At 72.2% G+C, this 23,962-nt stretch carries 21 protein-coding genes and 1 riboswitch; of the genes, 13 read left to right on the forward strand and 8 right to left on the reverse strand.

Annotated features, from left to right (window positions below):
- Positions 1-228: 228 nt before the first annotated feature.
- Together EDD93_RS35180 and EDD93_RS35185 are read left to right on the forward strand one after the other, a co-directional pair.
- Positions 229-2,244: an NADPH-dependent 2,4-dienoyl-CoA reductase gene (locus EDD93_RS35180; protein WP_123530336.1), complete on the forward strand. Its 2,016-nt coding sequence runs from the start codon at positions 229-231 to the stop codon at positions 2,242-2,244.
- Positions 2,245-2,299: 55 nt separating this feature from the next.
- Positions 2,300-2,854, forward strand: a complete 555-nt coding sequence (locus EDD93_RS35185) for a PadR family transcriptional regulator (RefSeq protein WP_123530338.1) — start codon at positions 2,300-2,302, stop codon at positions 2,852-2,854.
- Between the two features lie 64 nt (positions 2,855-2,918).
- On the opposite strand, the gene EDD93_RS35190 is transcribed toward EDD93_RS35185, so the two are convergent.
- Together EDD93_RS35190 and EDD93_RS35195 are read right to left on the reverse strand one after the other, a co-directional pair.
- The gene (locus tag EDD93_RS35190; RefSeq protein ID WP_123530340.1) at positions 2,919-3,881 is read right to left on the reverse strand and encodes a hypothetical protein; all 963 of its coding nucleotides are present in this window, start codon (positions 3,879-3,881) and stop codon (positions 2,919-2,921) included.
- Entirely contained in the window at positions 3,878-4,738 is an 861-nt protein-coding gene (locus tag EDD93_RS35195) for a phosphatase PAP2 family protein (RefSeq protein WP_398906193.1), read from the reverse strand. The genes EDD93_RS35190 and EDD93_RS35195 overlap by 4 nt, the downstream gene beginning before the upstream one ends.
- A gap of 165 nt (positions 4,739-4,903) precedes the next feature.
- Between EDD93_RS35195 and EDD93_RS35200 the strand changes: the two genes are divergently transcribed.
- The 5 genes from EDD93_RS35200 to EDD93_RS35220 all read left to right on the forward strand — a co-directional run bounded on the left by EDD93_RS35200 (position 4,904) and on the right by EDD93_RS35220 (position 8,812).
- Positions 4,904-5,533 (forward strand): TetR/AcrR family transcriptional regulator, encoded by a 630-nt coding sequence (locus tag EDD93_RS35200; RefSeq protein ID WP_123530344.1) that lies wholly within the window; start codon positions 4,904-4,906, stop codon positions 5,531-5,533.
- 241 nt (positions 5,534-5,774) lie between these two features.
- On the forward strand, positions 5,775-6,788 hold the full coding sequence (locus tag EDD93_RS35205; protein WP_123530346.1) for an SPFH domain-containing protein: 1,014 nt from the start codon (positions 5,775-5,777) through the stop codon (positions 6,786-6,788).
- Positions 6,785-7,678, forward strand: a complete 894-nt coding sequence (locus EDD93_RS35210) for an NAD(+)/NADH kinase (RefSeq protein WP_123530348.1) — start codon at positions 6,785-6,787, stop codon at positions 7,676-7,678. Before EDD93_RS35205 ends, EDD93_RS35210 begins: the two co-directional genes overlap by 4 nt.
- Before the next feature lie 82 nt (positions 7,679-7,760).
- Positions 7,761-8,267 carry an NUDIX hydrolase gene (locus tag EDD93_RS35215; RefSeq protein WP_123530349.1) on the forward strand — a complete coding sequence of 169 codons (507 nt, stop codon included), beginning with the start codon at positions 7,761-7,763 and terminating at the stop codon, positions 8,265-8,267.
- Positions 8,268-8,317: 50 nt separating this feature from the next.
- Positions 8,318-8,812: an FBP domain-containing protein gene (locus EDD93_RS35220; protein ID WP_123530351.1), complete on the forward strand. Its 495-nt coding sequence runs from the start codon at positions 8,318-8,320 to the stop codon at positions 8,810-8,812.
- Between the two features lie 275 nt (positions 8,813-9,087).
- On the opposite strand, the gene EDD93_RS35230 is transcribed toward EDD93_RS35220, so the two are convergent.
- The 5 genes from EDD93_RS35230 to EDD93_RS35250 are packed head-to-tail and all read right to left on the reverse strand — an operon-like array spanning position 9,088 to position 15,578.
- Positions 9,088-11,412, reverse strand: coding sequence for a DUF4838 domain-containing protein (locus EDD93_RS35230; protein ID WP_260256098.1), 2,325 nt, complete (start codon positions 11,410-11,412; stop codon positions 9,088-9,090).
- Positions 11,409-12,440, reverse strand: coding sequence for an aliphatic sulfonate ABC transporter substrate-binding protein (locus EDD93_RS35235; RefSeq protein ID WP_123530353.1), 1,032 nt, complete (start codon positions 12,438-12,440; stop codon positions 11,409-11,411). Before EDD93_RS35235 ends, EDD93_RS35230 begins: the two co-directional genes overlap by 4 nt.
- Positions 12,437-13,219 (reverse strand): ABC transporter ATP-binding protein, encoded by a 783-nt coding sequence (locus tag EDD93_RS35240; protein ID WP_123530355.1) that lies wholly within the window; start codon positions 13,217-13,219, stop codon positions 12,437-12,439. The genes EDD93_RS35235 and EDD93_RS35240 overlap by 4 nt, the downstream gene beginning before the upstream one ends.
- Before the next feature lie 2 nt (positions 13,220-13,221).
- The gene (locus EDD93_RS35245) at positions 13,222-14,088 is read right to left on the reverse strand and encodes an ABC transporter permease (protein WP_260256099.1); all 867 of its coding nucleotides are present in this window, start codon (positions 14,086-14,088) and stop codon (positions 13,222-13,224) included.
- The gene (locus EDD93_RS35250; RefSeq protein ID WP_123530357.1) at positions 14,085-15,578 is read right to left on the reverse strand and encodes a sulfatase-like hydrolase/transferase; all 1,494 of its coding nucleotides are present in this window, start codon (positions 15,576-15,578) and stop codon (positions 14,085-14,087) included. The genes EDD93_RS35245 and EDD93_RS35250 overlap by 4 nt, the downstream gene beginning before the upstream one ends.
- Before the next feature lie 204 nt (positions 15,579-15,782).
- Between EDD93_RS35250 and EDD93_RS35255 the strand changes: the two genes are divergently transcribed.
- The 3 genes from EDD93_RS35255 to EDD93_RS35265 all read left to right on the forward strand — a co-directional run bounded on the left by EDD93_RS35255 (position 15,783) and on the right by EDD93_RS35265 (position 19,489).
- Positions 15,783-16,997 (forward strand): ROK family transcriptional regulator, encoded by a 1,215-nt coding sequence (locus EDD93_RS35255; protein WP_123530358.1) that lies wholly within the window; start codon positions 15,783-15,785, stop codon positions 16,995-16,997.
- The gene (locus EDD93_RS35260) at positions 16,994-17,971 is read left to right on the forward strand and encodes a formylglycine-generating enzyme family protein (protein WP_123530360.1); all 978 of its coding nucleotides are present in this window, start codon (positions 16,994-16,996) and stop codon (positions 17,969-17,971) included. The genes EDD93_RS35255 and EDD93_RS35260 overlap by 4 nt, the downstream gene beginning before the upstream one ends.
- 32 nt (positions 17,972-18,003) lie before the next feature.
- Positions 18,004-18,098: riboswitch (TPP riboswitch) on the forward strand.
- On the forward strand, positions 18,089-19,489 hold the full coding sequence (locus EDD93_RS35265) for a cytosine permease (RefSeq protein ID WP_123530362.1): 1,401 nt from the start codon (positions 18,089-18,091) through the stop codon (positions 19,487-19,489). (Overlaps the previous riboswitch by 10 nt.)
- Positions 19,490-19,563: 74 nt before the next feature.
- Here EDD93_RS35265 and EDD93_RS35270 read toward each other — a convergent pair whose 3' ends face one another.
- Positions 19,564-20,472 (reverse strand): LysR family transcriptional regulator, encoded by a 909-nt coding sequence (locus EDD93_RS35270; RefSeq protein ID WP_123531612.1) that lies wholly within the window; start codon positions 20,470-20,472, stop codon positions 19,564-19,566.
- 125 nt (positions 20,473-20,597) lie between these two features.
- Between EDD93_RS35270 and EDD93_RS35275 the strand changes: the two genes are divergently transcribed.
- The 3 genes from EDD93_RS35275 (at position 20,598) to EDD93_RS35290 (ending at position 23,869) form a co-directional block, all read left to right on the forward strand.
- Positions 20,598-21,029, forward strand: a complete 432-nt coding sequence (locus EDD93_RS35275) for a tautomerase family protein (RefSeq protein ID WP_185092621.1) — start codon at positions 20,598-20,600, stop codon at positions 21,027-21,029.
- Positions 21,030-22,034: 1,005 nt separating this feature from the next.
- On the forward strand, positions 22,035-23,219 hold the full coding sequence (locus EDD93_RS35285; RefSeq protein WP_123531614.1) for a globin domain-containing protein: 1,185 nt from the start codon (positions 22,035-22,037) through the stop codon (positions 23,217-23,219).
- Positions 23,216-23,869: a pyridoxamine 5'-phosphate oxidase family protein gene (locus EDD93_RS35290; protein WP_123530366.1), complete on the forward strand. Its 654-nt coding sequence runs from the start codon at positions 23,216-23,218 to the stop codon at positions 23,867-23,869. The genes EDD93_RS35285 and EDD93_RS35290 overlap by 4 nt, the downstream gene beginning before the upstream one ends.
- Positions 23,870-23,962: the final 93 nt, after the last annotated feature.

Consider the following 23,962-nt stretch of genomic DNA (forward strand, 5'->3'; position numbering starts at 1 on the left):
CGGGGAGGTTTCGGGGGCCCGCCGCGGACTGACGGACCTCAGGTGCGGTACGGGTCCACTCTCGGCGCCGCCGCGCCCCGAGGGGGCACGTTGTTACGCCGTCCGGGGCACCGCCGCAGGGCACGTGACCCGTGACACAGTGCGACGTTCGCCATTGTGCAACTTGTTGCACAATGGCGTCCCGGTGCTCTAGAACTGGTGCGACGACACTGCGCGAGGAGCCGCCGCATGAGCCCGTACCCGCATCTGCTGAGCCCGCTCGACCTCGGGTTCACCACCCTCCCGAACCGGGTCCTGATGGGGTCGATGCACATCGGCCTGGAAGAGGCCGAGCACGGCTTCGAGCGCATGGCCGCGTTCTACGCCGCCCGCGCCCGGGGCGGCGTGGGCCTGATGGTCACCGGCGGCATCGCGCCGAACGACGCGGGCTGCACGTTCCCCGGCGGCGCCAGGATGGCCACGGAGGCGGAGGCAGCGCAGCACGCCCGGGTGACCTCGGCGGTGCACGAGGCGGGCGGCCGGATCGCCATGCAGATCCTGCACTTCGGGCGTTACGCGCACCACCCGGGCCTGGTGGCGCCGAGCGCCGTCCAGGCACCCATCAGCGCGTTCACCCCGCACGCACTCAGCGACGACGAGGTCGAGTCGACGATCGAGGACTTCGTCACGGCGGCCGCGCTGGCGCAGCGCGCGGGTTACGACGGCGTCGAGATCATGGGCTCCGAGGGCTACCTGATCAATGAGTTCATCGCCGCCGCGACCAACCACCGCGACGACCGCTGGGGCGGCTGCTACGAGAACCGCATCCGCTTCCCGGTCGAGATCGTGCGCCGGGTCCGTGAGCGGGTCGGCAGCGACTTCATCCTGATCTACCGGCTGTCGATGCTGGACCTGGTGCCCGGCGGATCCTCGCTGGAGGAGGTCGTACACCTCGCCCGGGAGATCGAGGCGGCCGGTGCGACGATCATCAACACCGGCATCGGCTGGCACGAGGCACGTATCCCGACCATCGCGACGTCGGTGCCGCGCGGGGCCTTCACGTGGGTGACCCAGAAGGTGCGCGGCGCCGTCTCCGTACCGCTGGTGACGAGCAACCGGATCAACACCCCGGAGGTCGCGGAGGAGATCCTGGCGGCGGGGCGCGCGGACATGGTGTCGATGGCCCGGCCGTTCCTGGCGGACCCGGACTTCGTCGTCAAGGCGGGCGAGGGCCGCGCCGACGCGATCAACACCTGCATCGGCTGCAACCAGGCCTGTCTTGACCACATCTTCAGCGGCAAGGTCACCTCCTGCCTGGTCAATCCGAGGGCGTGCCACGAGACGGAACTCATCCTGTCGCCGACGCGCACCCGTAAGCGGGTCGCGGTCGTCGGTGCCGGTCCGGCCGGCCTCGCCTGTGCCGTGACGGCGGCGGAGCGCGGGCACGCGGTGACGCTGTTCGAGGCGGCGGACGAGATCGGCGGCCAGCTCAACGTGGCGCGCCGGGTGCCGGGCAAGGAGGAGTTCAACGAGACGCTGCGCTACTTCCGTACCCGGCTGACGGAGGAGGGGGTCGAGCTCCGGCTCGGCACCGCGGCCACCTCGGAGCAGCTCGACGGCTTCGACGAGGTCGTCCTGGCCACCGGGGTCACCCCGCGCACGCCGGCGATCCCCGGCGTGGACCACCCCAGCGTGGTCAGCTACCTCGACGTCCTGCGCCACGGGGCGCCGGTGGGCGAGCGGGTGGCGCTCGTCGGGGCGGGCGGGATCGGCTTCGACGTGGCCGAGTTCCTGACGGACGGCGGGGACTCGGCGAGCCTGGATCCGGAGGTGTTCTTCCGGCAGTGGGGCGTCGACACCGAGTACCGGGAGCGGGGCGGGCTCGGCACCGCCGAGCGCCCGAAGGCTCCGCGCACGGTCCATCTGCTCCAGCGCAAGGCGAGCAAGGTCGGCGCCGGGCTCGGGAAGACGACGGGCTGGATCCACCGCACGGAGCTCCGCCACCGCGGCGTCACGATGCTCGCGGGAGTCGGCTACGACCGGATCGACGACGAGGGCCTGCACGTGACGGTCGACGGCGAGCGGCACCTGCTGCCGGTCGACACGATCGTGCTCTGCGCGGGCCAGGAGCCCCGCCGGGACCTGTACGAGGAACTGCTCGCCGCAGGCCGTCCGGCGCATCTCATCGGCGGCGCGGACGTCGCGGCCGAGCTGGACGCCAAGAGGGCGATCCGCCAGGGCACCGAACTCGCCGCCTCGCTCTGACCTGGCACCCCGGGGCCGGCCGGGCAGCCGGCCGGCCGTCTCTAGGATGCACCCCATGTCACTCCCGCACGCGATCCTCACCGCCCTCCTCGAAAAGCCTTCGTCGGGGCTGGAGCTGACCCGCAGGTTCGACCGGTCGATCGGCTACTTCTGGTCGGCCACCCACCAGCAGATCTACCGTGAGCTGGGAAAGCTGGAGCGGGCCGGGCAGATCAGGGCGCTCGTACCGGCCCAGCCGGCCCGGGGGCAGAAGAAGGAGTACGAGGTACTGCCGGCGGGCCGCGAGGAGCTGTCGGCGTGGGTGGCCCGCCCGGAGGACCCGAGGCAGGTCCGGGACCCGCTGCTGCTGCGGATGCGGGCGGCGGCGGTCGTCGGGGCGCCCGGTCTCGACGCGGAGCTGCGCCGTCATCTGGCGTTGCACCGGCGGCAGCTCGCGGAGTATCTGGAGATCGAGGAGCGGGACTTCCCGCCGGAGCGCACCTCCGCCGAGGACCGGCTGAGGCATCTGGTGCTGCGCGGAGGCATCGATCTGGAGAGCTTCTGGATCGGCTGGCTGACCCGTGCGCTGGATGATGACGCCGTCCCGGCGGCGCCGCCGCTGCCGCGGTAGCCGGGCCGGCCGCAGCGCTCAGGGCTGCGGCTCGCACCCCGTGCCCGGGGGCTTCGCCGCAGGATCAGGACCGGCCGGCCCTGATCCTGCGGAGGTGCCCGTGTTCCGGGCGGAGGCCGCGCGGGCTCCTGATGACCACCCTCGACGGTACGGGGACGCCCGGTGCGGGCGCGGCGGGCAGCGGCGCGGCGACGGGCGCCGCCCCGGCCTGGGCGCGGCTGAGCAGGAACACTCCGCGGGTCGCGGCGGCCGCGCCCAGCAGCGCGGCGAACAGGCTGATGGTGCCGCCCTGGAGGCGCTCCCCCAGCAGGGCGAGGCCGATGGCCGCCGCGGCGACGGGGTTGGCGAGGGTGACCACGGCGAGCGGTGCGCCGAGGCCGCCTCGGTAGGCCGTCTGGGAGAGCAGCAGCCCGCCCATCGCGAAGGCCGAGACGAGGGTCGCGACGACGACCAGGCGCCAGCTGAACAGCGGGCCCGTGGTGTGGTCGGTGACGGCGACCGTGAGTGTCTGGGTGAGCGCGGAGGCGACGCCGGAGGTGATGCCGGAGGCCGCCGCGTGCCGCAGTCCCGGGCGGGCGCCGGGGCGGCTGAGGCCGGCGACGACCGCCATGGTTCCGGCGCCCACCGCCAGTGCCTCGACCAGGCTGAGGGTCTCGTGCGGGGCGGAGCCCCCCGAGGTCGTCAGCAGGGCGCCGAGGCCGAGCAGGGTGAGGAGGGTGCCGCGCCACTCGGTCGTGGAGACGCGGCGGCCGGCCGCGCGGGCGCCCAGCGGGACGGCGGCGACCAGGGTGAGGGCGCCGAGCGGCTGGACGAGGGTGAGCGGGCCGTACTTGAGCGCGGCGACGTGCAGCAGCGCGCCGCCGGCGTTCAGCCCGACGGCCGACCACCACGCCCCGTGCGCGAGCAGCCGGAGCGTTCCGGCGCCGGGTGCGGTGCGTCCGGCGAGCCGTGCCTGCGCGACCGCGGCCGAGGCGTACGCGGCGGCGGAGACCAGGGAGAGCGCGACGGCGATCAGGGTGGCGTTCATCGTCCGGCTCCGGACGCGGCGTAGGACGAGGAGGCGCCGCCCGCCCGCGCGGGGGCGGCGTACGGGCCGGTGGCGTAGGAGCCGGCCGAGGCGGCCGAGGCGGCCGGCCAGGGGATGTGGGGCCGGGCCGGCCCCGTGCGCGGCAGGCGCAGGGCGGCGAAGGCCACCGAGAGCAGTGCGGCGACCACGATCGAGTCGAGCCAGTAGTGGTTGGCGGTGCCGACTATCACGAACAGGGTGATCGCCGGGTGCAGCAGCCACAGCCAGCGCCACCGCGAGCGGGTGGCGACGACGAGGCCGACGCCGACCATGACCGCCCAGCCGAAGTGCAGTGAGGGCATCGCCGCGAACTGGTTCGCCATCGAGTCGGTGGCGGGCGTCGACCCGTAGACCGTGGGCCCGTACACCTGCCCGGTGTCCACGAGCCCGGTCGCGGCGAGCAGCCGGGGCGGGGCGAGCGGGAAGACCAGATGCAGGGCGAGTGCGGCGCCGGTGAGGACGGCGAGGATGCGGCGCGACCAGACGTAGTGGTGCGGGCGGCGCCAGTACAGCCAGCCGAGGAAGAGCAGGGTGGCCGGGAAGTGCACGGTGGCGTAGTAGGTGTTCGCCAGGTGGATCAGCATCTCGTTGTGGAGCAGCAGCCCCTGCACGGCTCCCTCACCGGGCAGGTGTGCCGCGCGTTCGAGGTCCCAGACGTGTGTGGCGTTGTGGAACGCCTCATCGACGTGACCGTTGGCCGCCTGGCGGCCGAACTTGTAGATCACGAAGAGTCCTGCGACGAGAAGAAGCTCGCGGACGAGGGGCGGTCGGGCAGCGCTGTCCGGCTCCTGATCTGCGGGCCTGCTACCGGCGAACATCACCCGGTGCCCCTTTGCTGACGAAGCGGTGTTACGGCGGCATGGACCAGCCCATGCCGTATCGATACGCCAGTGTACCGATACGGGAGCGTATCGGAACACTCGCGTATCGGTACACTGGCGTATCGATGGACCTCGTCGCAGAGTCGCAGAGAGGGAACGCGCATGTCGTCGCAGGAAACCGAGCAGGAGTCGGCCCCCGCGCCACGCCGGTCGAAGATCACACCGGAGCGGGCCCAGGAGCTCTACACGGCAGTCCTCGACATGCTCAGGGAGAGCGGCTACGAGTCGCTCACCATGGAGGGCGTCGCCTCCCGGTCACGCTGCGGCAAGTCCACGCTCTACCGGCAGTGGGGCTCCAAGCCGGAGCTGGTCGTCGCCGCCCTGCACGGCACCCGGCGCGGGCTGCTGCCGAGGATCGACACGGGCACGCTGGCGGGAGACCTGCGTGCGGCGGCCAAGGCCATCGGTGAGGGTTCGGGGCGCGACACCACGCTGATGCTGGCCCTGAGCCATGCCGCACTACAGAGCCCCGAACTGCTGTGCGCGCTGCGCGAGGCGCTGATCCTGCCGGAACTTGCGGCACTGGACGCCATGGTCAGGCGCGGTGTGGAGCGTGGCGAAGTGGCGGCGGACAACCCCGCCACGGAGTTCGTCTCCGCACAGCTGCTCGGCGTGATGCGCGCCCGGCCCCTGCTGGAGGGCGCCGTGGCGGACGAGACCTTCCTGGTCCGCTTCGTGGAGGGCGCCGTCCTTCCCGCACTCGGCCTGGACGCCCACGCGTCCGGGTCGTGACAGACGTGGGCCGTCGCCCCAGCGGATGACGACGGCCCGCTCGCGCCGCACCGTGGGGACGGGGGCGGCGCACCTCCGGGCGGCCGGTGACTTCTTCGGAAGTCACCGGCCGCCCGCTTTCGTACGCCCGCACCACTGGGGCCTTCCGTTTGGATCAGGCCGGAATCCCCCTTCTCGTCCTCTTGACGATATGACCTCGCTCCCTTTATCGTCTCAATGACGAGAACGAGGGGGTCCCATCATGGCCGACATCACCAGGCGCTTCGGCTGGCGCCATCTGCGCTCCGCGCCCACGGCCCACATCCGCCACCACAAGCGCGGCCTGCTCGCCCACGACGGGGCAGGGCTGAGCTTCTGGTACCGGTCGCTCAGCGCCGCGCTCTCCGAGGTGCCGGTCAACGACCGCGAGCTGGCCATGGCCTTCCACGCCCGCACCGCCGACTTCCAGGACGTCACCGTGCAGGCCACCGTGACGTACCGCATCAGCGATCCGGCCGAGGCCGCCGCGCGCCTGGACTTCTCCGTCGACCCGGACACCGGCGTCTGGCGCGGCGCCCCGCTGGAGCAGATCGCGACGCTGCTCACCGAGACGGCCCAGCAGCACACCCTGGACGTGCTGGCCCGCACCCCGCTGGCCGGCGCACTCGTCGACGGCGTGGCCGCCGTGCGCGAGCGGGTCGCCGCAGGCCTGGCCGCCGAGCCCCGGCTGCCCGCCACCGGGATCGAGGTGGTGGCCGTGCGCGTCGTCGCCATCCGGCCCGAGGCCGAGGTGGAACGGGCCCTGCGCACCCCCGCCCGTGAGCAGATCCAGCAGGAGGCCGACCGCGCGACGTACGAGCGGCGGGCCGTGGCCGTCGAGCGCGAGCGGACCATCGCGGAGAACGAGCTGGCCAGCCAGATCGAGCTCGCCCGCCGCGAGGAGCAGTTGGTCGAGCAGCGCGGTACGAACACCCGCCGCGAGGCCGAGGAGAACGCGGCGGCCGACGGCGTGCGCGCCGAGGCCGAGGCCGCGCGCAAGGTGCGCCTCGCCCGCGCCGAGGCCGAATCGGCCCGCGAGGTCGGCGCGGCACGTGCCGAGTCCCAGGCGGCCTGGCTGCGGGTGCACGGGGAGGTGGAGGCCGCGACGCTGCACGCCCTGGCCGCCACCCGGCTCGCGGAGAACCTGCCGCGCATCGACAGCCTCACCCTCTCGCCCGACGTCCTCACCGGCCTGCTCACCAAGCTCGGCCGGCCCGCCCCGGAGAGCCGGGCGTGAGCCTGGCGCCGCGAGCGGTCCTGGTCCACCGCACCACCGAGTACGAGGAACTGCTCGCGCGGCACGGCACCCACGGCCAGGCGGCGTTCTTCCTGACGAGCCGGGGCCGGTCCATCGAGGAGGTCGCCCGGCGGCACGAGCGGACCCGGCAGGCGCTCAGCGATGTGGCGGCGGCCGTTCCGCTGCAGTGGCGGCAGTCCCGGGTGGAGCGCCAGGACCTGGACCGGTTCCTCTTCGCGCCCGAGGACGTGGTGGTCGTGGTCGGCCAGGACGGCCTGGTCGCCAACGCCGCCAAGTACCTCTGCGGCCAGCCGGTCGTCGGCATCGACACCGATCCCGGGCGCAATCCCGGGGTCCTGGTCCGCCACCGGCCCGCCGACGCGGCCGCGCTGCTGCGGGCGGCCGTGGCACCGGGCGGCGCGGTGGACGAGCTGACCATGGTGGAGGCGGTGGCCGATGACACCCAGCGGCTGCTGGCACTCAACGAGATCTACCTCGGCCCGCCGGGGCACCAGACAGCCCGCTACCGGCTCGGCCCCGACGACTCCCCCGCCGAGTCCCAGGCCTCCTCCGGCGTCCTGGTCGGGACCGGCACCGGCGCCACCGGCTGGCTGCGCTCCCTGTGGCAGGAACGCCGCAGCCCGCTCGCCCTGCCGGCGCCCACCGACTCCCGGCTGCTCTGGTTCGTCCGGGAGGCCTGGCCGTCCCCGGTCACCGGCACCTCACTGGTCTCGGGCGAGCTGGGGCGCGGGCAGGGGCTGCGGCTGACCGTGGAGTCGGACCGGGTGGTGGTCTTCGGCGACGGGATGGAGGCGGACGCGCTGGAGCTGACCTGGGGGCAGACGGTACGGCTCGGCATCTCACCCACGTCCCTGCGGCTGGCCGGCTGACCGCAGCACCCCGGTCCCCGCCCGTAGGCTCGGCGCCCCATGGCGGTCACCGGCCGCCGACCAGCCCCAGGAGCAGACAGACATGGACAGCGAGACGACGCGCATCCCGGACCGCAACTCCCGGCCGCCGCAGGCGCAGGCCGCCCTGGGGGTCGGCGTGATCGTGCGGGACACGCAGGGGCGCGTCCTGCTCGGCCGGCACCACAGCGGCAGCTGGGAGCTGCCGGGCGGGAAGGTCGATCCGACGCACGAGTCGATCGCGGCGGCGGCCGTGCGCGAGCTCCGCGAGGAGACGGGTCTGGAGGTTCCCGAGGGCGACATGGGCGTCTTCGCGATGCTGCACGACGTGGCCGGCGGCATCAACCGGGTGACCATGGCCGCCCTGGTCACGGTGGAGTCGGGCAGCCCCCAGGTCACCGAACCCCATCTCATCAGCGCCTGGCGGTGGACCCGGCCCGAGGAGCTGCCGACGCCGCTGTTCGACCCCTCGGCACAGATCCTCGCGGCCTGGCGCCCCGATCTCGGCATCGCGCACCCGCCTGCCCATAAGCTGACCGTATTGCCCGAGGCCACACAGGTGAACCCCTAAATCAGTTATTCATTTGCCTAGGGGTCATAGGCAGAGTTAGCGTCGATGTCATGAAGGCCGTGACCGAACAGGACATCCGCACATCGTTCGTCAACTGCTCCAAGGGGGAAGCCAAGCGTCTGCCGCTCCCCCGCGATTTCGAGGAGCTGCCGTGGGAGGATCTGGACTTCCTCGGCTGGCGTGACCTGTCCGCTCCCGGGCGCAGCTACATCGTCACCGAGCACGAGGGCAGGACGGCCGGCATCACGCTCCGCTTCCCCTCCCAGCAGCGCGGCTTCCTGCACCGGAGCATGTGCTCGCTCTGTCTGACCACACACCCCGGCAGCGGGGTGTCCCTGATGACCGCCCGCAAGTCCGGGCAGGCGGGGCGCGAGGGGAATTCGGTCGGCCTGTACATGTGCACCGATCTGGCCTGCTCGCTCTACGTCCGGGGGAAGAAGGCCGTGCCGTCGGGCGCCCGGTTCAAGGAGTCGCTGACGGTGGAGGAGCAGATCGCCCGCACCTCGGCCAACCTCTCCGCGTTCGTGGCCAGGCTCTACAGCTGAGCCGGGGATACGCGGAACCGGCGGGGGCGGCGGACGGCCGTCCCGTCCCCCTAGGGCCTGTCCTCAAACTGCCGTCTGCCGGGCGACGCCACGCACGCACTCTCGCCGCACCGGCCCCAGACCCCGGTACGTCCAGTACCGGGGCCTGGGGCCGGCACGCCGAGAGCACGACCTGACGCCGCCCGCCCGCCCTTCGGGCGACGACGGCAGTTTGAAGACAGGCCCTAGGCCGGATGCCGGGGCGGGACAGGACGGGCGCCGCGCCGCCGCGCCTGTCAGCGGATTTCGGTCTCCACCCTGGAGGGGACCAGCCGGGTCCCGTCGGCAAGGCGGAACTCCAGCGTGACCGGGTGAGCGCCGGCCGCCGCGTCCGAGGTGGCCCGTACGGCGACCCGGGCGGCGGCGCCCCGGGTGCCGCGCACCTTCAGCGTGCCGCTCGACGGTGCCACGACGACACCGTCGGGCGCGGTCGCCGTCCAGTGGACGGTGTGGCCGGCGAAGTCGACGTCCTGGGCCTCCACGTCGAGCGGCACCGGGGCACCGCCCCGTTCGAGCACCAGGAATCCCGGATCACCGAACCCGGCCGCAGGGCTCGCGTAGGTGTCGACGACGTCCTGGCGGATGCGGGCGTCGTCGTAGGGCGACTGGCTGCCGGGGCCGTTCCAGCGCCCCCGGGCCTGCATGTTGGGCAGGCAGACGCCGTTGAACCGATTGCGGTGCACGAGTGCCCGGTACTCCCGGCGCGCCGCGTCCAGTTCGGCGCTGCCTGCCGGTGCCAGGCCGATCCTCATGTCGGCCAGCGCGATGTCCAGGTTGCGGGTCAGCCGGTCGAGCAGGGTGCGCGGCACGGGGCCCTCCGCCCGGCCGGCCGCCTCCTGGAGGGCGGCCCGCGCCTGCCCGTAGTTCGTGGTGAGCACACCGGGCCCGTGCGTGTCGGGGTCCAGGGCCGTCAGCTCGTAGTAGCGCCCCATCGCGCCGGCCCCGGCCGCGCCGAACCGGGCCTCCAGGTAGCCGTCGAGGTAGCCGCCCGCGTCCAGTGAGCTGTCCCAGGCCAGCGCGGCGACCAGGGACTGGACGTGCTCGTAGGTGATCCAGTCGCCCGGCTCGCTGTACATGCCGATGCCGTTCAGACCGAGCCCCGACTCGTGGACGGCGTCGGCCGCGATGGTGGTGAGCGGGTGGACCGGAAGGCTGCGCCAGCGGTACCGCCGGTAGTACTCGTACATCGCGAGCGGGCCCCGGTGGGTGGAGCGCCAGGCCCGCAGCGCCTTCGCCAGAGCGGTGTTGGCGCCCACCGAGGGATCGCCCAGGTGACCGTCGTAATTCCGGCCGTACGGGGCGAAGTCCACCACCACCTCGGGGTCGCAGGGGTACTGGGGGCCGGGCGGCTGCACGGTGGAGGCGTACGCGATCCGTTCGGCCCGGACCCCGGGCAGTTCCTCGCGCAGCACCCGGGCGAGCTCGTTGACCACCACCGACTCGGCGTTGGACGCGGTGCCGTACCGGTCGAGGACGGGCTTCTGGAAGGCGCCGACGTCCGGTGGCCAGCAGTCGAAGAGCGTGATCTCGGGCCGCTCCCGCAGGAAGGCGACGACCTCGGTCACGTACGCGTCCAGGGCCTGCGGGTTGTAGATGTCGAAGACCGGACCGCCGGACTCGTAGAACTGCGGGTAGTCGGCCTTCGGCAGGAAGCTGTCGTAGCCGTGACCGCCGGTCTCGATGCGGAGGGAGCGCTTGGCGGCCTCACGGACCAGCACGTCGCGCACCCCGTCGTACGTGGTGACGCCGAGGCCCAGGTAGTCCGTCGGGTAGACGAAGGTGTTCAGCCGGTTCTTGGCCATCCAGTCGAGCAGCGGGGGCAGGCTCGCGGCGGTGTGGCTGAACCCCTCCTCGGCGTACTGGCGCCGCAGGTCGTAGCCCGGCCGGTCGGTGAGGCGCACGGCGGGGAGGTCGAGGGTGCGGCTGCTCGGAATCCGCTCGTGGTGGCCCTCGTACGCGGGGAAGGCCGGGGCGAAGAAGCGCACACCGGCGCGCTCCAGGAGGGCGTACACGGCGTACAGCGGCGCGCGGTCGCCGCGCCCCGTCAGCAGGAGGAGCGTGTCGTCGCCCAGCAGCGTGAAGGAGTCCTCCGGCGCACCGTCGAGTTCCCGTCCGGCGTCCGCGAGCCGGCCGGCGCCGATCGTGGCCGCGCCGCCGGTGCCCGCGCGCAGGGCCACCAGCCCGGTGACACCGTCGGGGACGGGCGCGCCGGGGTCGGTCACGGCGCGCAGGGGCAGCCGGACCCCGGTGATCCGCCGGATGTAGTCGCGCAGTTCGGTGGCGGCGAACTCGGCGCTGCCCGCGCCCCACCAGAGCACGGTGGCCCGTGCCCGGCCGCCGGAGGCAGCGCGGAGCGGGGCGCCGGCCGCCGCCGGGGTGCTCGCGGCGGCACCGGTGGCGGTGAGGGCGGGCAGGGCCGCACCGGCCAGGCCGGCCGCCCCCGCGAGGAATCCGCGCCGTCCAAGGGCGCCGGATCTCATGGCGCCCGGCGCGGTGGCGCCAGTGGTGGCGGCCACGTCGCCGCGGTCCCCCAAGTCACGGGAGCGGTTGGAGTCGGTCATGAACGGTCCGCCTTTCCGGCTTCGGCGTACAGGTCACCGAGGTAGTAGTCCTCGGCCTTGCCCGGATCGGGCAGCTTCCCCATCCGGCCGAAGACGGCGGCGAGTTCGTCGAACCAGCCGTCGACCGTGCCGTCCTCGCTGAGCTTCGTCAGCTCGGCGGAGGGAAGGATCTTCACGTAGTCGGTGGAGCCCTTGAGCTGCCCGGCCGGCAGCTTCAGGAAGTCGGCGGTGACGGTCTCCGACTCCTCGGGGTGTGCCTCGGTCCAGTCACCGGCCTCCTTGAGCACCCCGGTCACCTTCTTGACGAGTTCGGGGTCCCCGGAGGCCAGCTTCGGCTGGGTCACAAAGACATTCGGGAAGGTCAGCTTCGGGTAGTAGTCCTGGGTCCGGCTGATCTCCTTGAGACCGGGGACCTTCTTCTTCATCGTGTCGATCAGCGGGTACCAGGTGGCCGCCGCGTCGACCTGGCCGGACGAGAACGCCGTGACGACGGTCGAGGCGTCCATGACGACCTTCTTGACGTCGCTCTGCTTCAGACCGGCCTCGCGCAGCGCCAGGTTGAGGATCATGTCGCCCGAGGTGCCCTCCGCGACGGCCACCTTCCGGCCCTTGAGGTCGGCGGGCTTCTCGATGCCCGAGCCGGGCCGGGCGATGACCCGGTCGGCCAGGCCCAGCATGTTGACGGAGACGATGGAGGCGCGGCCCGAGGCGGGCAGCCACAGCGCGCCGGGGCCGAGGTAGCCGAAGTCCAGGTCACCGGAGCCGAGTGCCTGGACCTGGAGCGGGCCGTTGGTGAAGACCTTCAGCTCGGGGGCGAGGCCCGCCTTCTTCCACAGTCCGCGCTTCTGGGCGACGGCGAGCGCGACGGAACCGCTGTAGTCGGCGATGTAGCCGAACCTCACCTTCCGCGGTCCGCCGTCCGCGGCATCCGACGAGGAGCCGCCCCCGCAGCCGGTGGTGACGGACACGAGCGCCAGGGCCAGGAACAGGCCGGCCGTACGACGGCCGACGGCACGGATCGACTTCATGACGCGATTCCTTCGAGCGGGGCGGGCTGGTGGTGGACGGCGTGCCACACCCGGGCACGCAACGCGGCGAACTCCGGGGACAGCCGCTGCTCCTCGGTACGCGGATAGGGCAGCGTGACCGGGACGACCGTGTGGACGCGGCCGGGGCGGGCCGCCATGACGACGACGCGGTTGGCGAGGAAGACCGCCTCGTCCACGTCGTGGGTGATGAACATGACGGTGCGCCGGTCGCGGCCCCAGGTGTCGAGGAGCGACTCCTGCATCCGGACCCGGGTGAGGGAGTCGAGGGCGCCGAAGGGTTCGTCCATCAGGAGGACCTTCGGGTCCACGGCGTAGGCGCGGGCGATGGCGCAGCGCTGCTTCATGCCTCCGGAGAGGGTTTTGGGCAGCGAGTCCGCGAAATCGGTGAGGCCGACGAGTTCGATGACCTCGCGGGCCCGCCGGCGGCGCTCGGCCTTCTTGACCCCCGCGACCCTGAGTCCGTACTCGACGTTGGCCGCGACGGTCATCCACGGGAAGAGCGCGTACTGCTGGAAGATGACGCCCCGTTCGGGGGCGGGGCCGCGCACGGGGACGCCGTCGACGGTGACCTCGCCGCCGGTGGCGTCGAGGAGTCCGGCGGCGATGTTCATCAGGGTGCTCTTGCCGCAGCCGGAGGGGCCGACGACGGTGACGAACTCGCCGTCGTCGATATCGAGGGAGACCCGGTCCAGGGCCAGGAAGTCGCCGTCCTTGACCGCGAAGTCGCGGCTCACGTCACGGAAGTTGATGGTGGGCATGGTTACCGCCGTTCCTGCCAGTGGGTGAGCCGGCGCTCGGCGAGGAGCAGCAGCCGGTCCATGGCGAGGCCGATCGCGCCGATCGCGATGAGCTGGACGAAGATGGTCGGCAGGTCGTAGTAGAGCTGTGCCTGCTGCATCCGGAAGCCCAGTCCGCCCTGGGCCGCGATGAGTTCGGCGGCGACGACGGTCGCCCAGGAGGCGCCGAGCCCGATCCGCATGCCGACCAGGATGAACGGGGTGGAGGCGGGCACGACGACGCCGATGAAGACCTGCGGGTCACGGGCGCCGAGCACCCGGGCGGCGTTGACGAGGGTGACGTCGACGGCGACGACGCCCTGGAAGGTGGAGACGACGGACGACAGGAAGGAGGCCAGGAAGATCACGAAGATCTTCGGGGTCTCGTCGATGCCCATGAGGACGATGGCGAGCGGGATGATGGCGAGCGGCGGCACCATGCGGAAGAACTGCAACCACGGTTCGATCAGCCTGCGGACGACCGGGTACCAGCCCATCAGGAAGCCCACCGGGACCGCCAGGACGACGCCGAGCACATAGCCGGTGAGGACGCGCTTGAGGCTGGCGCCCGCGTCGGTGAACAGGGTTCCGTCCGCGACGAGTTCACCCGCGCGGCGGGCCACGGTCACGGGTCCGGGGAAGCCGTCGATGCCGCTGTTCGCGAGGACGGCCCAGGCGAGCAGGCCGAGCGCTGCGGAGGCGAGGCCGAGGAGCGCGGCGGTGAGCCGGCCGGTCCCGCGCGCCTTCTTTGCGGGGTCGCGGGCGGTCTTCGGGGCGGTGGAGCCGCTCGTGCCCGCCGCGTCCGGGCGCCGTTCCCGCTGCGGGGCGGGGGCTTCGGCCGGTGTCTTCATGCCACTTCCTCCGCAACGCCGTCGACATCGGCCGCCCGGTCGCCGCCGATGTCGGCCATGTAGCTCATCCAGGTGTAGGCGGGGTCGCCTCGGCGCAGCAGTTCGCGGTAGAGCCGTACGGTGAGGTCGCGCCGGACGTCCGCGTAGGCGGGCGCCTCGTACACGTTGTGCAGTTCGTGCGGGTCGGTCACCAGGTCGTACAGCTCGTGCACGCTCTCCGGGTTGTGGACCAGCTTGTGCCGCCGGTCGCGGAGCATGCGCTGCGAGTAGGGGAAGTGGTGGCCGTGGAACTCCGCGACGACCTCGTCGCGGGCAGCCGCAGAACCGGCCCCTGCCCCGGTCAGCATCGGCAGCAGGCTGGTGCCGTCGCACTGGTCGGGCACGGGCGCTCCAGCCAGTTCGAGAATGGTCGGGTTGAGGTCGATGAGCCCGGCGAAGTCGTCGCTGACCTGGGCCGGAGCGCCGGGTATCCGGGCGATGCCGGGGATCCGGTAGATGTCCTCGTACATCGCCGGGCCCTTGTCGTTGAGCCGGTGGGCGCCGGTGAACTCACCGTGGTCGGCAGTGAAGAAGACCGCTGTGTCGTCCCACAGACCGTGCCCCTTGAGCGCCTCGATCAGCCGGCCGGCCTGGTGGTCGATCATCGTGACGTAGCCCCAGTAGACGGCGATCAGCTTGCGCCAGGCGGCGGCGTCGAATCCGTCCGACGACCAGTACGCGCTGTACTGGCGCTGCGCCTCGGGCTTCCCTGCGAAGGTCTCGGCCATCGAGGCGGGCAGCGGGACGTCGTCGGGGTCGTACAGGTCGTAGTAGCTGTCGGGGATCAGATACGGCAGATGCGGGCCGTACCAGTGGCAGGACAGCATGAACGGCTTGCCGTTCGCCTTCCATTCGCCCGCGTAGCGGTCCAGCAGGGCGAGTGTGCGGTCGGTGAGGAAGGCCTCCATGGTGGCCTCGGCGGGCTGCTGGAGCCGGCCCGCGATGAGGTGCCCGCGCCCGGTGCCGTTGGCGGCGGTCCCGAAGACGGGTTCGCGTACCGCGAAGGACGGGAAGCCGTTGTCCCGCAGCCACTTCTCGTACGAGGGGTGGTGTACGGGGTTGAGGGCGCCGGGCAGGTGCTCGCCGTCCAGGCCGTAGAACTCGGGGCCCCGGTCGCGGCCGATGTGCCATTTGCCGACATGCCCCACCGAGTAGCCCCGGTCCGTCAACTGCCCCCAGAGCGTGGGGTCGTCGTCGGAGAGCTCGTCCTTGCTCCCGCCGTTGCGTTCGGGGTTGTTCAGCATCCCGTGACGGAAGGGGTGGAGGCCGGTGGCCAGCGAGGCGCGGGCCGGGGTGCAGATCGCGGTCGGGGTGTAGAAGCGGTCGAAACGGGTTCCCCCGGCCGCGAGGGCGTCGAGGGCCGGGGTGTCGACGAGTGGGTTGCCGTAACAGCCCAGGGTGTCGACCCGGTGCTGGTCGGTCATCAGGAACAGGACGTTGCGCGGAGCCACTCGGGCCGCCCTTTCGGTGGTCGCTCGGTGTGCTGCCGGGAACCCGGCCGATACCGGTCCGCGGTGCTTCGGCAGGTGCCGGTGCAGTCGGCTGACCGGAACTGTAGGGACGCCGACTTTTTTACGTCAACCCTCGGGAATAAACATTGTGTGAATTCGTCCGGCGCGTTGACAGAAAGCCCTGACCCGATCGACCATGCGTCCATGACGGAACGCACCGATGCCCTGCAGCGCCTGCGCAGGGCCAATGAAGCCGCCGTACTCGGTGAACTGCGCAGGTCGGGCGCGCTGAGCCGAGGCGAGCTGAAGGAGCGGGTCGGGCTCTCCCGTACCACACTGTTCGCGATCGTCTCCGATCTACTGGAGCGCAAGGCCGTCGTCGAGCAGCCGGCCCCCGACCCGGAGCAGCCGCGCGGGCGGGGCAGGCCGGCCCTGGAGATCTCCCTCAACTCCCGCGGCGCCGAGCTGATCGGCATCGACCTCCAGCGCCACCGCGTCCACGTCGTCGTGGCCAACTGCGCCCATGAGATCGTCGGCCGGTACAGCGCCCCCGTCCCCGCCGACAGCAGCGCCGCCGAGCGGGCCGCGCAGGCGATCCGCGGCGTCGAGGAGCTGGTACGGCGCGAGAACATCAGCCTGGCCCCGGTCGAGGGCATCGGCCTCGGCCTCCCCGGCTTCGTACAGAACCCGGCCTCCGGCGACCCGCGCACGATGACGCCGTTCGCCGGCCACGTCGCCGCCGAACTGGGCAGGCACTTCGACGCCCCCGTGCTCACGGACAACAACTCCCGGCTCGCCGCACTCGCCGAGGTGACCTGGGGCGCCGCCCGAGGCTTCGACAACGCTGTCTATCTGCGCTGGTCGGAAGGGGTCGGTGGCGGACTCGTCGTCAACGGCTCGCTCGTGCACGGCGCCCACGGCGCGGCCGGCGAGATCGGCCACACCAGCTGCGACCCCGAGGGAAAGCCCTGCCACTGCGGCGGCCGCGGCTGCCTGGAGGGGCTCATCTCCGTCCCCGCGATGCTCACCGCCTGCGCCGATCGCGGGGTCACCGCGCACGACGCCGCAGAGCTGGTCGAGCTCGCCGCCGGGGGCCAGGCGGACGCCGCCGACGTGATCCGGACCGCGGCCCTCGTCGCCGGCCGGGTGCTCGCCGCCCTCGCCGCGCAGGTGGACCCCGAGTGCATCGTCGTCTACGGCGAACCGGCGGCCCTGGACGGTCTCGTCCTCGCCCCCATCCGGCAACAGCTCGCCGCGCTCTCCCTGCCGTCCGCCCCCCGCACCATCGAGGTGCGCGGCTCGACCCTCGGCGGTGAGGCCGCCGCGCTCGGCGGGGTCGCCCTGCTGCTGCGCACCACCGGCCAGGACCTGGCGGAGCTGCTCGACCGCCCGGCTCCCGGCGCCGGGAGCGCCCGGTGAGCGCCTGCTGCGGGCCCGCCCGCGAGGGCGGCCAGGCCGTGACCACCGCTCCCCCGGCGGAATTCGCCGTCCCCGTGCGCGGCCGGGCCGAGCTGCTGCGCGGCATGGTCGCCGTACCGGGAGGACCGTTCCTGATGGGCGGCGAGGACGAGGACGCGTTCCCGGACGACGGCGAGGGACCGGTGCGGGAGGTCACGACCGGGCCGTTCCACATCGACGCGGCCTGCGTCAGCAACGCCCGGTTCGCCGTCTTCGTCAAGGCAACCGGCTACCGCACCGAGGCCGAACTCATCGGCTGGTCCTACGTGTTCGGCGCCTTCGTCCCCCCGTCGGCGCGCCGCGCCGTACTGCCGGGCACGGTGCCCGGCGCCCCCTGGTGGCGGGCGGTGACCGGGGCGCACTGGCGGGCACCCGAGGGGCCCGGCACCTCGATCGGCGACCGCCGGGACCACCCGGTGGTCCACGTGTCGTGGAACGACGCGACGGCCTACGCCCGGTGGGCCGGCAAGCGGCTGCCCACCGAGGCCGAGTGGGAGAAGGCGGCCCGCGGCGGCCTCGTCCGGGCCCGGTTCCCCTGGGGCGACGAGCTGACCCCGAACGGCCGGCACCGCTGCAACATCTGGCAGGGCGACTTCCCGGTACGCAACACCCGCGACGACCGCCACGCGGGCACCGCACCCGTCAAGGCCTACGCGCCCAACGGCTACGGCCTGTACAACACCTCCGGCAACGTGTGGGAGTGGTGCGCCGACCGGTTCAGCGCCGACTGGCACACCGCCGGCCGCCCCGGGACCCGTACCGACCCCGCAGGACCGCCGCACGGCGAGAACCGGGTACTGCGCGGCGGCTCGCACCTGTGCCACCGCTCCTACTGCAACCGCTACCGGGTCGCCGCCCGCACCTCGAACAGCCCGGACAGCACGACCGGCCACGGCGGCTTCCGCTGCGCGCTCACCGTCCGGCCCCCCGCATAGCGGCCGGCACACATCCGGCTATCCTGGCCGCCGCACCGGACACGGGGTGCCCCTCGCAGGGGCTGAGAACACACCCGTCGAACCTGAACCAGTTAGCACTGGCGGAGGGATGTCTTCATGTCATTGCCGTATGCCCAGGACGAGCGCGCCGCCACGGACCGGCGGCCCGCGTTCGACGGGCGGATGCCCACCGCCCCGGGCGATCTGCGCGTCGAGGCGCACGGGATAGCCCCCGTCCCCGAGGACCGCCGCTACGGCGGGCCGGGCCGGCTGTTCACCGTCTGGTTCGCCCCCAACCTGACCATGACCGGGGTCTTCACCGGCACCGTCGGCATCGCGCTCGGCCTGGACTTCGCGACCGCGCTCACCGCCGTCGTGCTCGGCACGCTCGTGGGCGCCGTGCCCACCGCGTATCTGGGCACCTGGGGCAGCCAGACCGGGGCCGGGCAACTTCCGCTCGCCCGGCTGGCGTTCGGGCGCGGCGTGGTGCTGCCGGGCACGCTCCAGTGGCTGTCGTCCATCGCCTGGGACGCGCTGATCGGGCTGTTCGGCGGGGAGGCGCTGGCCCAGTTGTGCGGCTGGCCCTTCTGGCTGGGGGTGCTGGTCATGATGGCCGCCCAGGGCGCGCTCGGCGTGCTGGGGTACGAGGTGATCCACCGGCTCCAGACCGTGATGACCTTCGTCCTCGCCGCCGCGTTCGCGGTGCTCGCCACCAAGCTCCTGCACGGGGTCCACCCCGCCGCGACCGGCACCGCGCACGGCGCCGACCGGGCCGGTGCGTTCGTCCTGACGTGCACCATCGCCCTGAGCCTGGCGCTGTCCTGGGCGCCGTACGCCAGCGACTTCAGCCGCTATCTGCCGCGCACCACTTCGCGGCCCCGGATGTTCTGGTGCACGCTGCTCGGTGTCAGCGTCTCGTTCGTGGCGGTCCAGACACTCGGCCTGTGGGGTGCGTCCGTCTTCACCGACCAGACCGCGCACGGCGTCGACGCCCTGCTGGGCGGTGGCGCGCTCGGAGCGTTCGGGCTGCTCGCCATCACGCTCGCCGCGCTGTGCAGCAACGCCATGAACGACTACAGCGGATCGCTGGCGCTGCAGACCATGGGCGTCCGCCTGCCGCGCCCCGTCGCCGCCGCGCTCGCCGCGGCCCTCGGCTTCCCCCTCGTCCTGTGGATGCACGCGGCCGACACCACCGCCCGCTTCCAGAACGTGCTGCTGCTCGTCGGCTACTGGATCCCCGGGTTCGTCGCGATCGTGGCCGTCGACTGGATCGTCCGGGCGAGGGCCCGCGGCGGCTCCCCCGTCGACCTGGCGGCCGAGGGCTCCCGCACTCAGCCGTGGTGGCCGGCGCTCACCGCCTTCGGCGCCGCGTTCGCCGCCGCGGTGCCGTTCATGAACACCAGCCTGTACGCGGGCCCGGTGGCGAAGGCGCTGCACGGGGCGGACCTCGCCTACGGGGTGGCGTTCCTCGCGGCCCTCGCCGTCTACGCCCCGCTGCGGCTGCGCCGCCGCGCCTGACTGCCCCGGGGCGGACCTCGGGCGTCACGTCTTCGCGACCGCGGTCTCGCCGTCCCCGCGCGTTCCGGAACCGCTCAGTCGGGCCGACGGGCCGCCTCACGGCGCAGGACCTGGACAACCTGGGCGAAAGCCGGCGGGTTCGGGCCGGGGAGGCGGGCCAGGACGACCCGCCGGCGTTCGGCGGGCCCACCGCGGACCTCGACCAGGCGCACGCCCGTGGGAACCGCGTCGGCCAGCCCCGGCGGCACGGTGGTGATGCCGCAGCCCGCTGCGACCAGGTGAAGTTTGGTCAGCCAGTCGCGGGCGGTGTGGGTGATGCGGGGCCGCCCAGGCAGACCTGGCCAGACGCCCATCATCGGCTCGGCGGGGTTGGAGGTACTGGCGATCCATTCCTGATCGGCCAGTTCTTCCAGGTCCGCCGTGGCTCGGCTGCCCAGCGCACTGTCGGCCGGTACCGCGAGGAGCAGCTCTGTCTCCAGCAGCGTCTCGCACTCCAGACGGGGAGTCTGATCGTCCAGGGGCCGGTAGGGCGGTCGGACCGACAGGACGGCCAGGTCGACCGTGCGCGCCCGCAGCGCGCGCACCAGCGCCGGAGTGGTGGCCTCGCGTGTCGTGACGCGGATGCCAGGTTGCGTGCGGCGCAGGACGGCGAGCGTGCGCGGCAGAATGAGCGCTCCGGCGCTGGCGAAGGTGCCGAGCCGCACCACACTGCGTTCGGGTGCCGCTCCCTTCAGCTCGCGCTCGGCTGCGGCCAGTGCCTCCAGCGCGACGACCGCGTGCCGCAGCAGGGTCAAGCCCGGCGCGGTGAGGGCGACGCCGCCGGGGCGGCGGTCGAACAGCTTGACCCCGGCGGCGCGTTCGAGGGCGGCGACCTGCCGCGAGACAGCAGACTGGGTATAGCCGAGCCCTGCGGCGGCGGCGGTGAAGCTGCCGCGTTCGGCAATCTCCCTCAGGACCCGCAAGCCGGTCAGTGAGGGCTCCATGACGTTCATGCATACCCACCATGCCAGAGTTTCGCTGGCCGCATGGGCTGGGTCCGCCTAGCGTTGGCTGCATCAGCCGCGAAACCGCGCGGACTCCAGCCCCACTTCTGCCAAGGAGCACCCCCATGCCATTCGTCGAGATCTATCTGCGCAAGGGCAGGACACCGGAATTCCGCCAAGCCCTCTCCGCCGCGGTCCACGCGTCGATGCGGGAGGTGTTCCAGATCCCGGAGGACGACTTCTTCCATGTCGTGCACGACATGGAGCCCGGCGACATCCTGCACCCGTCGACGTTCTTCGGCATCGAACGCAGCACCGACTCGGTGATCATCCGTATGACGTTCAACCACCGGCCCCCCGAGCAGAAGGCAGCGCTCTTCGAAGCCGTCGCCGACCGCATCACGGCCACCACGGGGATGCGCCGGGAGGACATCCTGATGACTGTTCTGGAGACCGCTTCGGAGAACTGGTGGGTGCACGGCCGGACCGTCGACCCCGACACCGGGTTCGACACCCGGATGAGCCCCGAGGCCATGCGGGCCGGTCACGTGGGCTGACGCCGACGACTCGGTCAGCGATCGCTGACGGACCCGGTCGCCTCCCCCCGTTGAACCGGCCAGGGGGGCGCCAACCGGCCCCCGGAAATGACCGAGGCCCGCTCCGGGATTGTTCCCGAACCTGCCCTGCCCTGCCACTGCCTCCGTTCGGGACGACAGAGGCCGGGCGCGAGGCGGCAAAGCAGACAGCTCCGGCCGACCACCTCACCGCGCAGGGCCCGGTGCTGGAGATCCTCGCCGGTTCCCTCCAGGGGAGGTACGGCAGCGGGCCGGGACACCGGCTGTTCCGGGTTCTCAGTGGCAATGGCGGAGACGGAGCGGGAGAACATCCGGGAGTCCACGCTCGAAGGGCTGGATGCCGCGGCCCGTGCGGGCAACCACGGCGGCCGGCCGCCGGTCGTCACTGACGACATGTTGCACACGGTGCTCCGAACGCCGCACGAACGGCGAGAGCGTCGAGGACCTTCAGCCCCACCTGCTCATCCCCACCGGCAGGACCACCGGCTGCGCCACCGGCGTCGAGCAGTCTGCCGACGCGGCCGGCGTACGGGCCCCTCCGCCGCCGTCTCCCCCCGAAGCCCCAGGTCAGCACCCGGGCCGGCGTCCGCACGGGGGTCCTGCCGGAGCAGGATCGGGCGCTTTGGTGAGTGGTCGGAACCCTTCGGAGTGACACAGGACTGGCTCTGCACGCAGAGGGCAGTGGGGGGACAAGGCCTTTCGGCCGAATCCTCCGAGCGGGACCACTGGTCTCGCTGATGTCAGCAGTGGGCTCACAGGGCGCTCGTTCGGCCGCGCGGCCGCCGTGCACAATGTGGCGTCTACTGATCACGCTTCACAGCACCTGCCCCGCCGGAGTTGGAAGCCCCTCACGATTGCGAAGCTTGTGTTGTCTGTACACCCGGTCGACCTGGTCACCCCAGCATCTGGCGCGGCCGATTCCTCCCCCCACCCGTCTCGTAACCGGATCCCCATACCGTTCCGTCTTCCGGTGTGCGGTGGCCCGAGATGATGCCCATACCCCCGACGAGCAGAGAGGTCTCGCTGGTGCGCTCCAGCCTGGCGGTCGTTGCACCGCAGGCCACGGAGCTGACCGTGTACTTCTACGCCATCCTCTTCGCTCGATATCCCGACGTCCGGAGCCTGTTCCCCGAGAACATGGACGTCCAGCGTGACCGGCTGCTGCGCGGACTCCTGCGCATCATCGACCTGGTCGACGACGTGGACAGCCTTGTGAAGTTCTGCTCCCGGCTGGGGCGCGACCACCGCAAGTTCGGGACCTTGGAGGCGCACTACCCCGCAGTGGGGGAATGTCTGCTGGCCGCCTTGGCCCGCTATGCGGGGACGGCCTGGAACGACGAGGTCGCCGCTGCCTGGGCCCGGTCCTACGGTGTCGCTTCGCACGTGATGATCGCGGCCGCGGCCGATGACATCCGCCTGCGCCCGGCCACCTGGGAGGCGCAGATCATCGACCGTGCGTACCGAGGGCACGGGATCGCCGAGATCACCGTCCGCCCCGATCTGCCCTACCCCTTCGTGGCCGGACAGTACGTGAGCATGGAAACTCCCTGGCATCCCCGTGCGTGGCGGCACTACTCCCCCTCCCACCCGCCGCGTCCGGACGGCACCCTCACCTTCCATGTGCGGGCTGTTCGCGGTGGGCCGGTGAGCAACGCGCTGGTGTATCAAGCAGCGCCAGGTCATACCGTGCGGCTGGGACCGCCGCAGGGCGACATGACACTCGCCTCGGCAGGAGACCGTGATCTGGTGTGCGTGGCGGGCGGTACCGGCCTTGCGCCGATTCGCGCCCTGCTGCTGGAAGCGGCCGAACACCAAATGCGCCGATATGTCGACCTGTTCGTCGGGGCCCGTACCGCCGAGGAGCTGTACGGCCTCGACGACATGCTGCGGATGGCGCAGCGCCACTACTGGCTGACTGTCCGCGCATCCGTTTCCCACCAGGAGATTCCCGGCCAGCAGGGCACGCTCCCGCAGGTCCTGCGTGAATTCGGCCCCTGGGACCGGCACGAGGCCTTTCTGTGCGGCCCGCCCGTCATGGTCACCACGGCCTTTGACACTCTCCTGCGCCAGGGAACCCCACGGGCGCACATCCATCACGACCCGATCGACACCCCTGTGCTCACCGCTCCCCTCACACCGCACCGACCCGGTCTGGAGAATGACACCCTGTGACGAACCACGCCGCCACCCCCTCGCACGGAGAGCGCCGGCTGCAGGCTCATCTGGGCAGCCAGGAGCGCGCCGACGCCTTCTACGACCGGCAGGTCCACGCGCACCTCACCGCGCCGATGCGTGACTTCATCCACCGCCAGTCGATGGTCTTCGTCTCCACCGCTGATGCCCGCGGGCAGTGCGACGCCACCTTCCGCGCGGGGCCCCCCGGTTTCGTCGTTGTCCTGGACGACCAGACCCTGGCCTACCCCGAGTACCGCGGCAACGGCGTCCTGGCCAGCGCAGGCAACATCACCGAGAACCCTCACGTCGGACTACTCTTCATGGATTTCACCCATGACCACATAGGGCTGCACGTCAACGGCTCCGCCGGGCTCGTCGGTGATCACGACCTGCGTGGCGCCCACCCCTGGATACCGGCCGACGCCGCCCCCGGACGCAGGCCCGTACTGTGGACGCTGATCGGCATCCACGAGGCATATGTGCACTGCTCCAAACACATCCCGCACCTCGAACCGGCGCCCCGCGCGCTGTCCGCGCACGCACGCCCCAAGGACCCCGACTACTTCACCGAGGACCTCGTTCCTTCCGTCGTCGCGGAGCCCGGTCACGAAATACCTTCTGAGCACACCAGGAGGCTCGAACGCTGAGCCGCAGCGGCCCAGCCGGGCCCACCCGGTTCTGCGCCTCGACGAGTGTGGTCCGGCTCCGACGCCACCGCAGGCAGCCACCCTTGTGGGGAA

It is taken from the genome of Streptomyces sp. 840.1, from assembly GCF_003751445.1.
Taxonomy (GTDB): Bacteria; Actinomycetota; Actinomycetes; order Streptomycetales; family Streptomycetaceae; genus Streptomyces.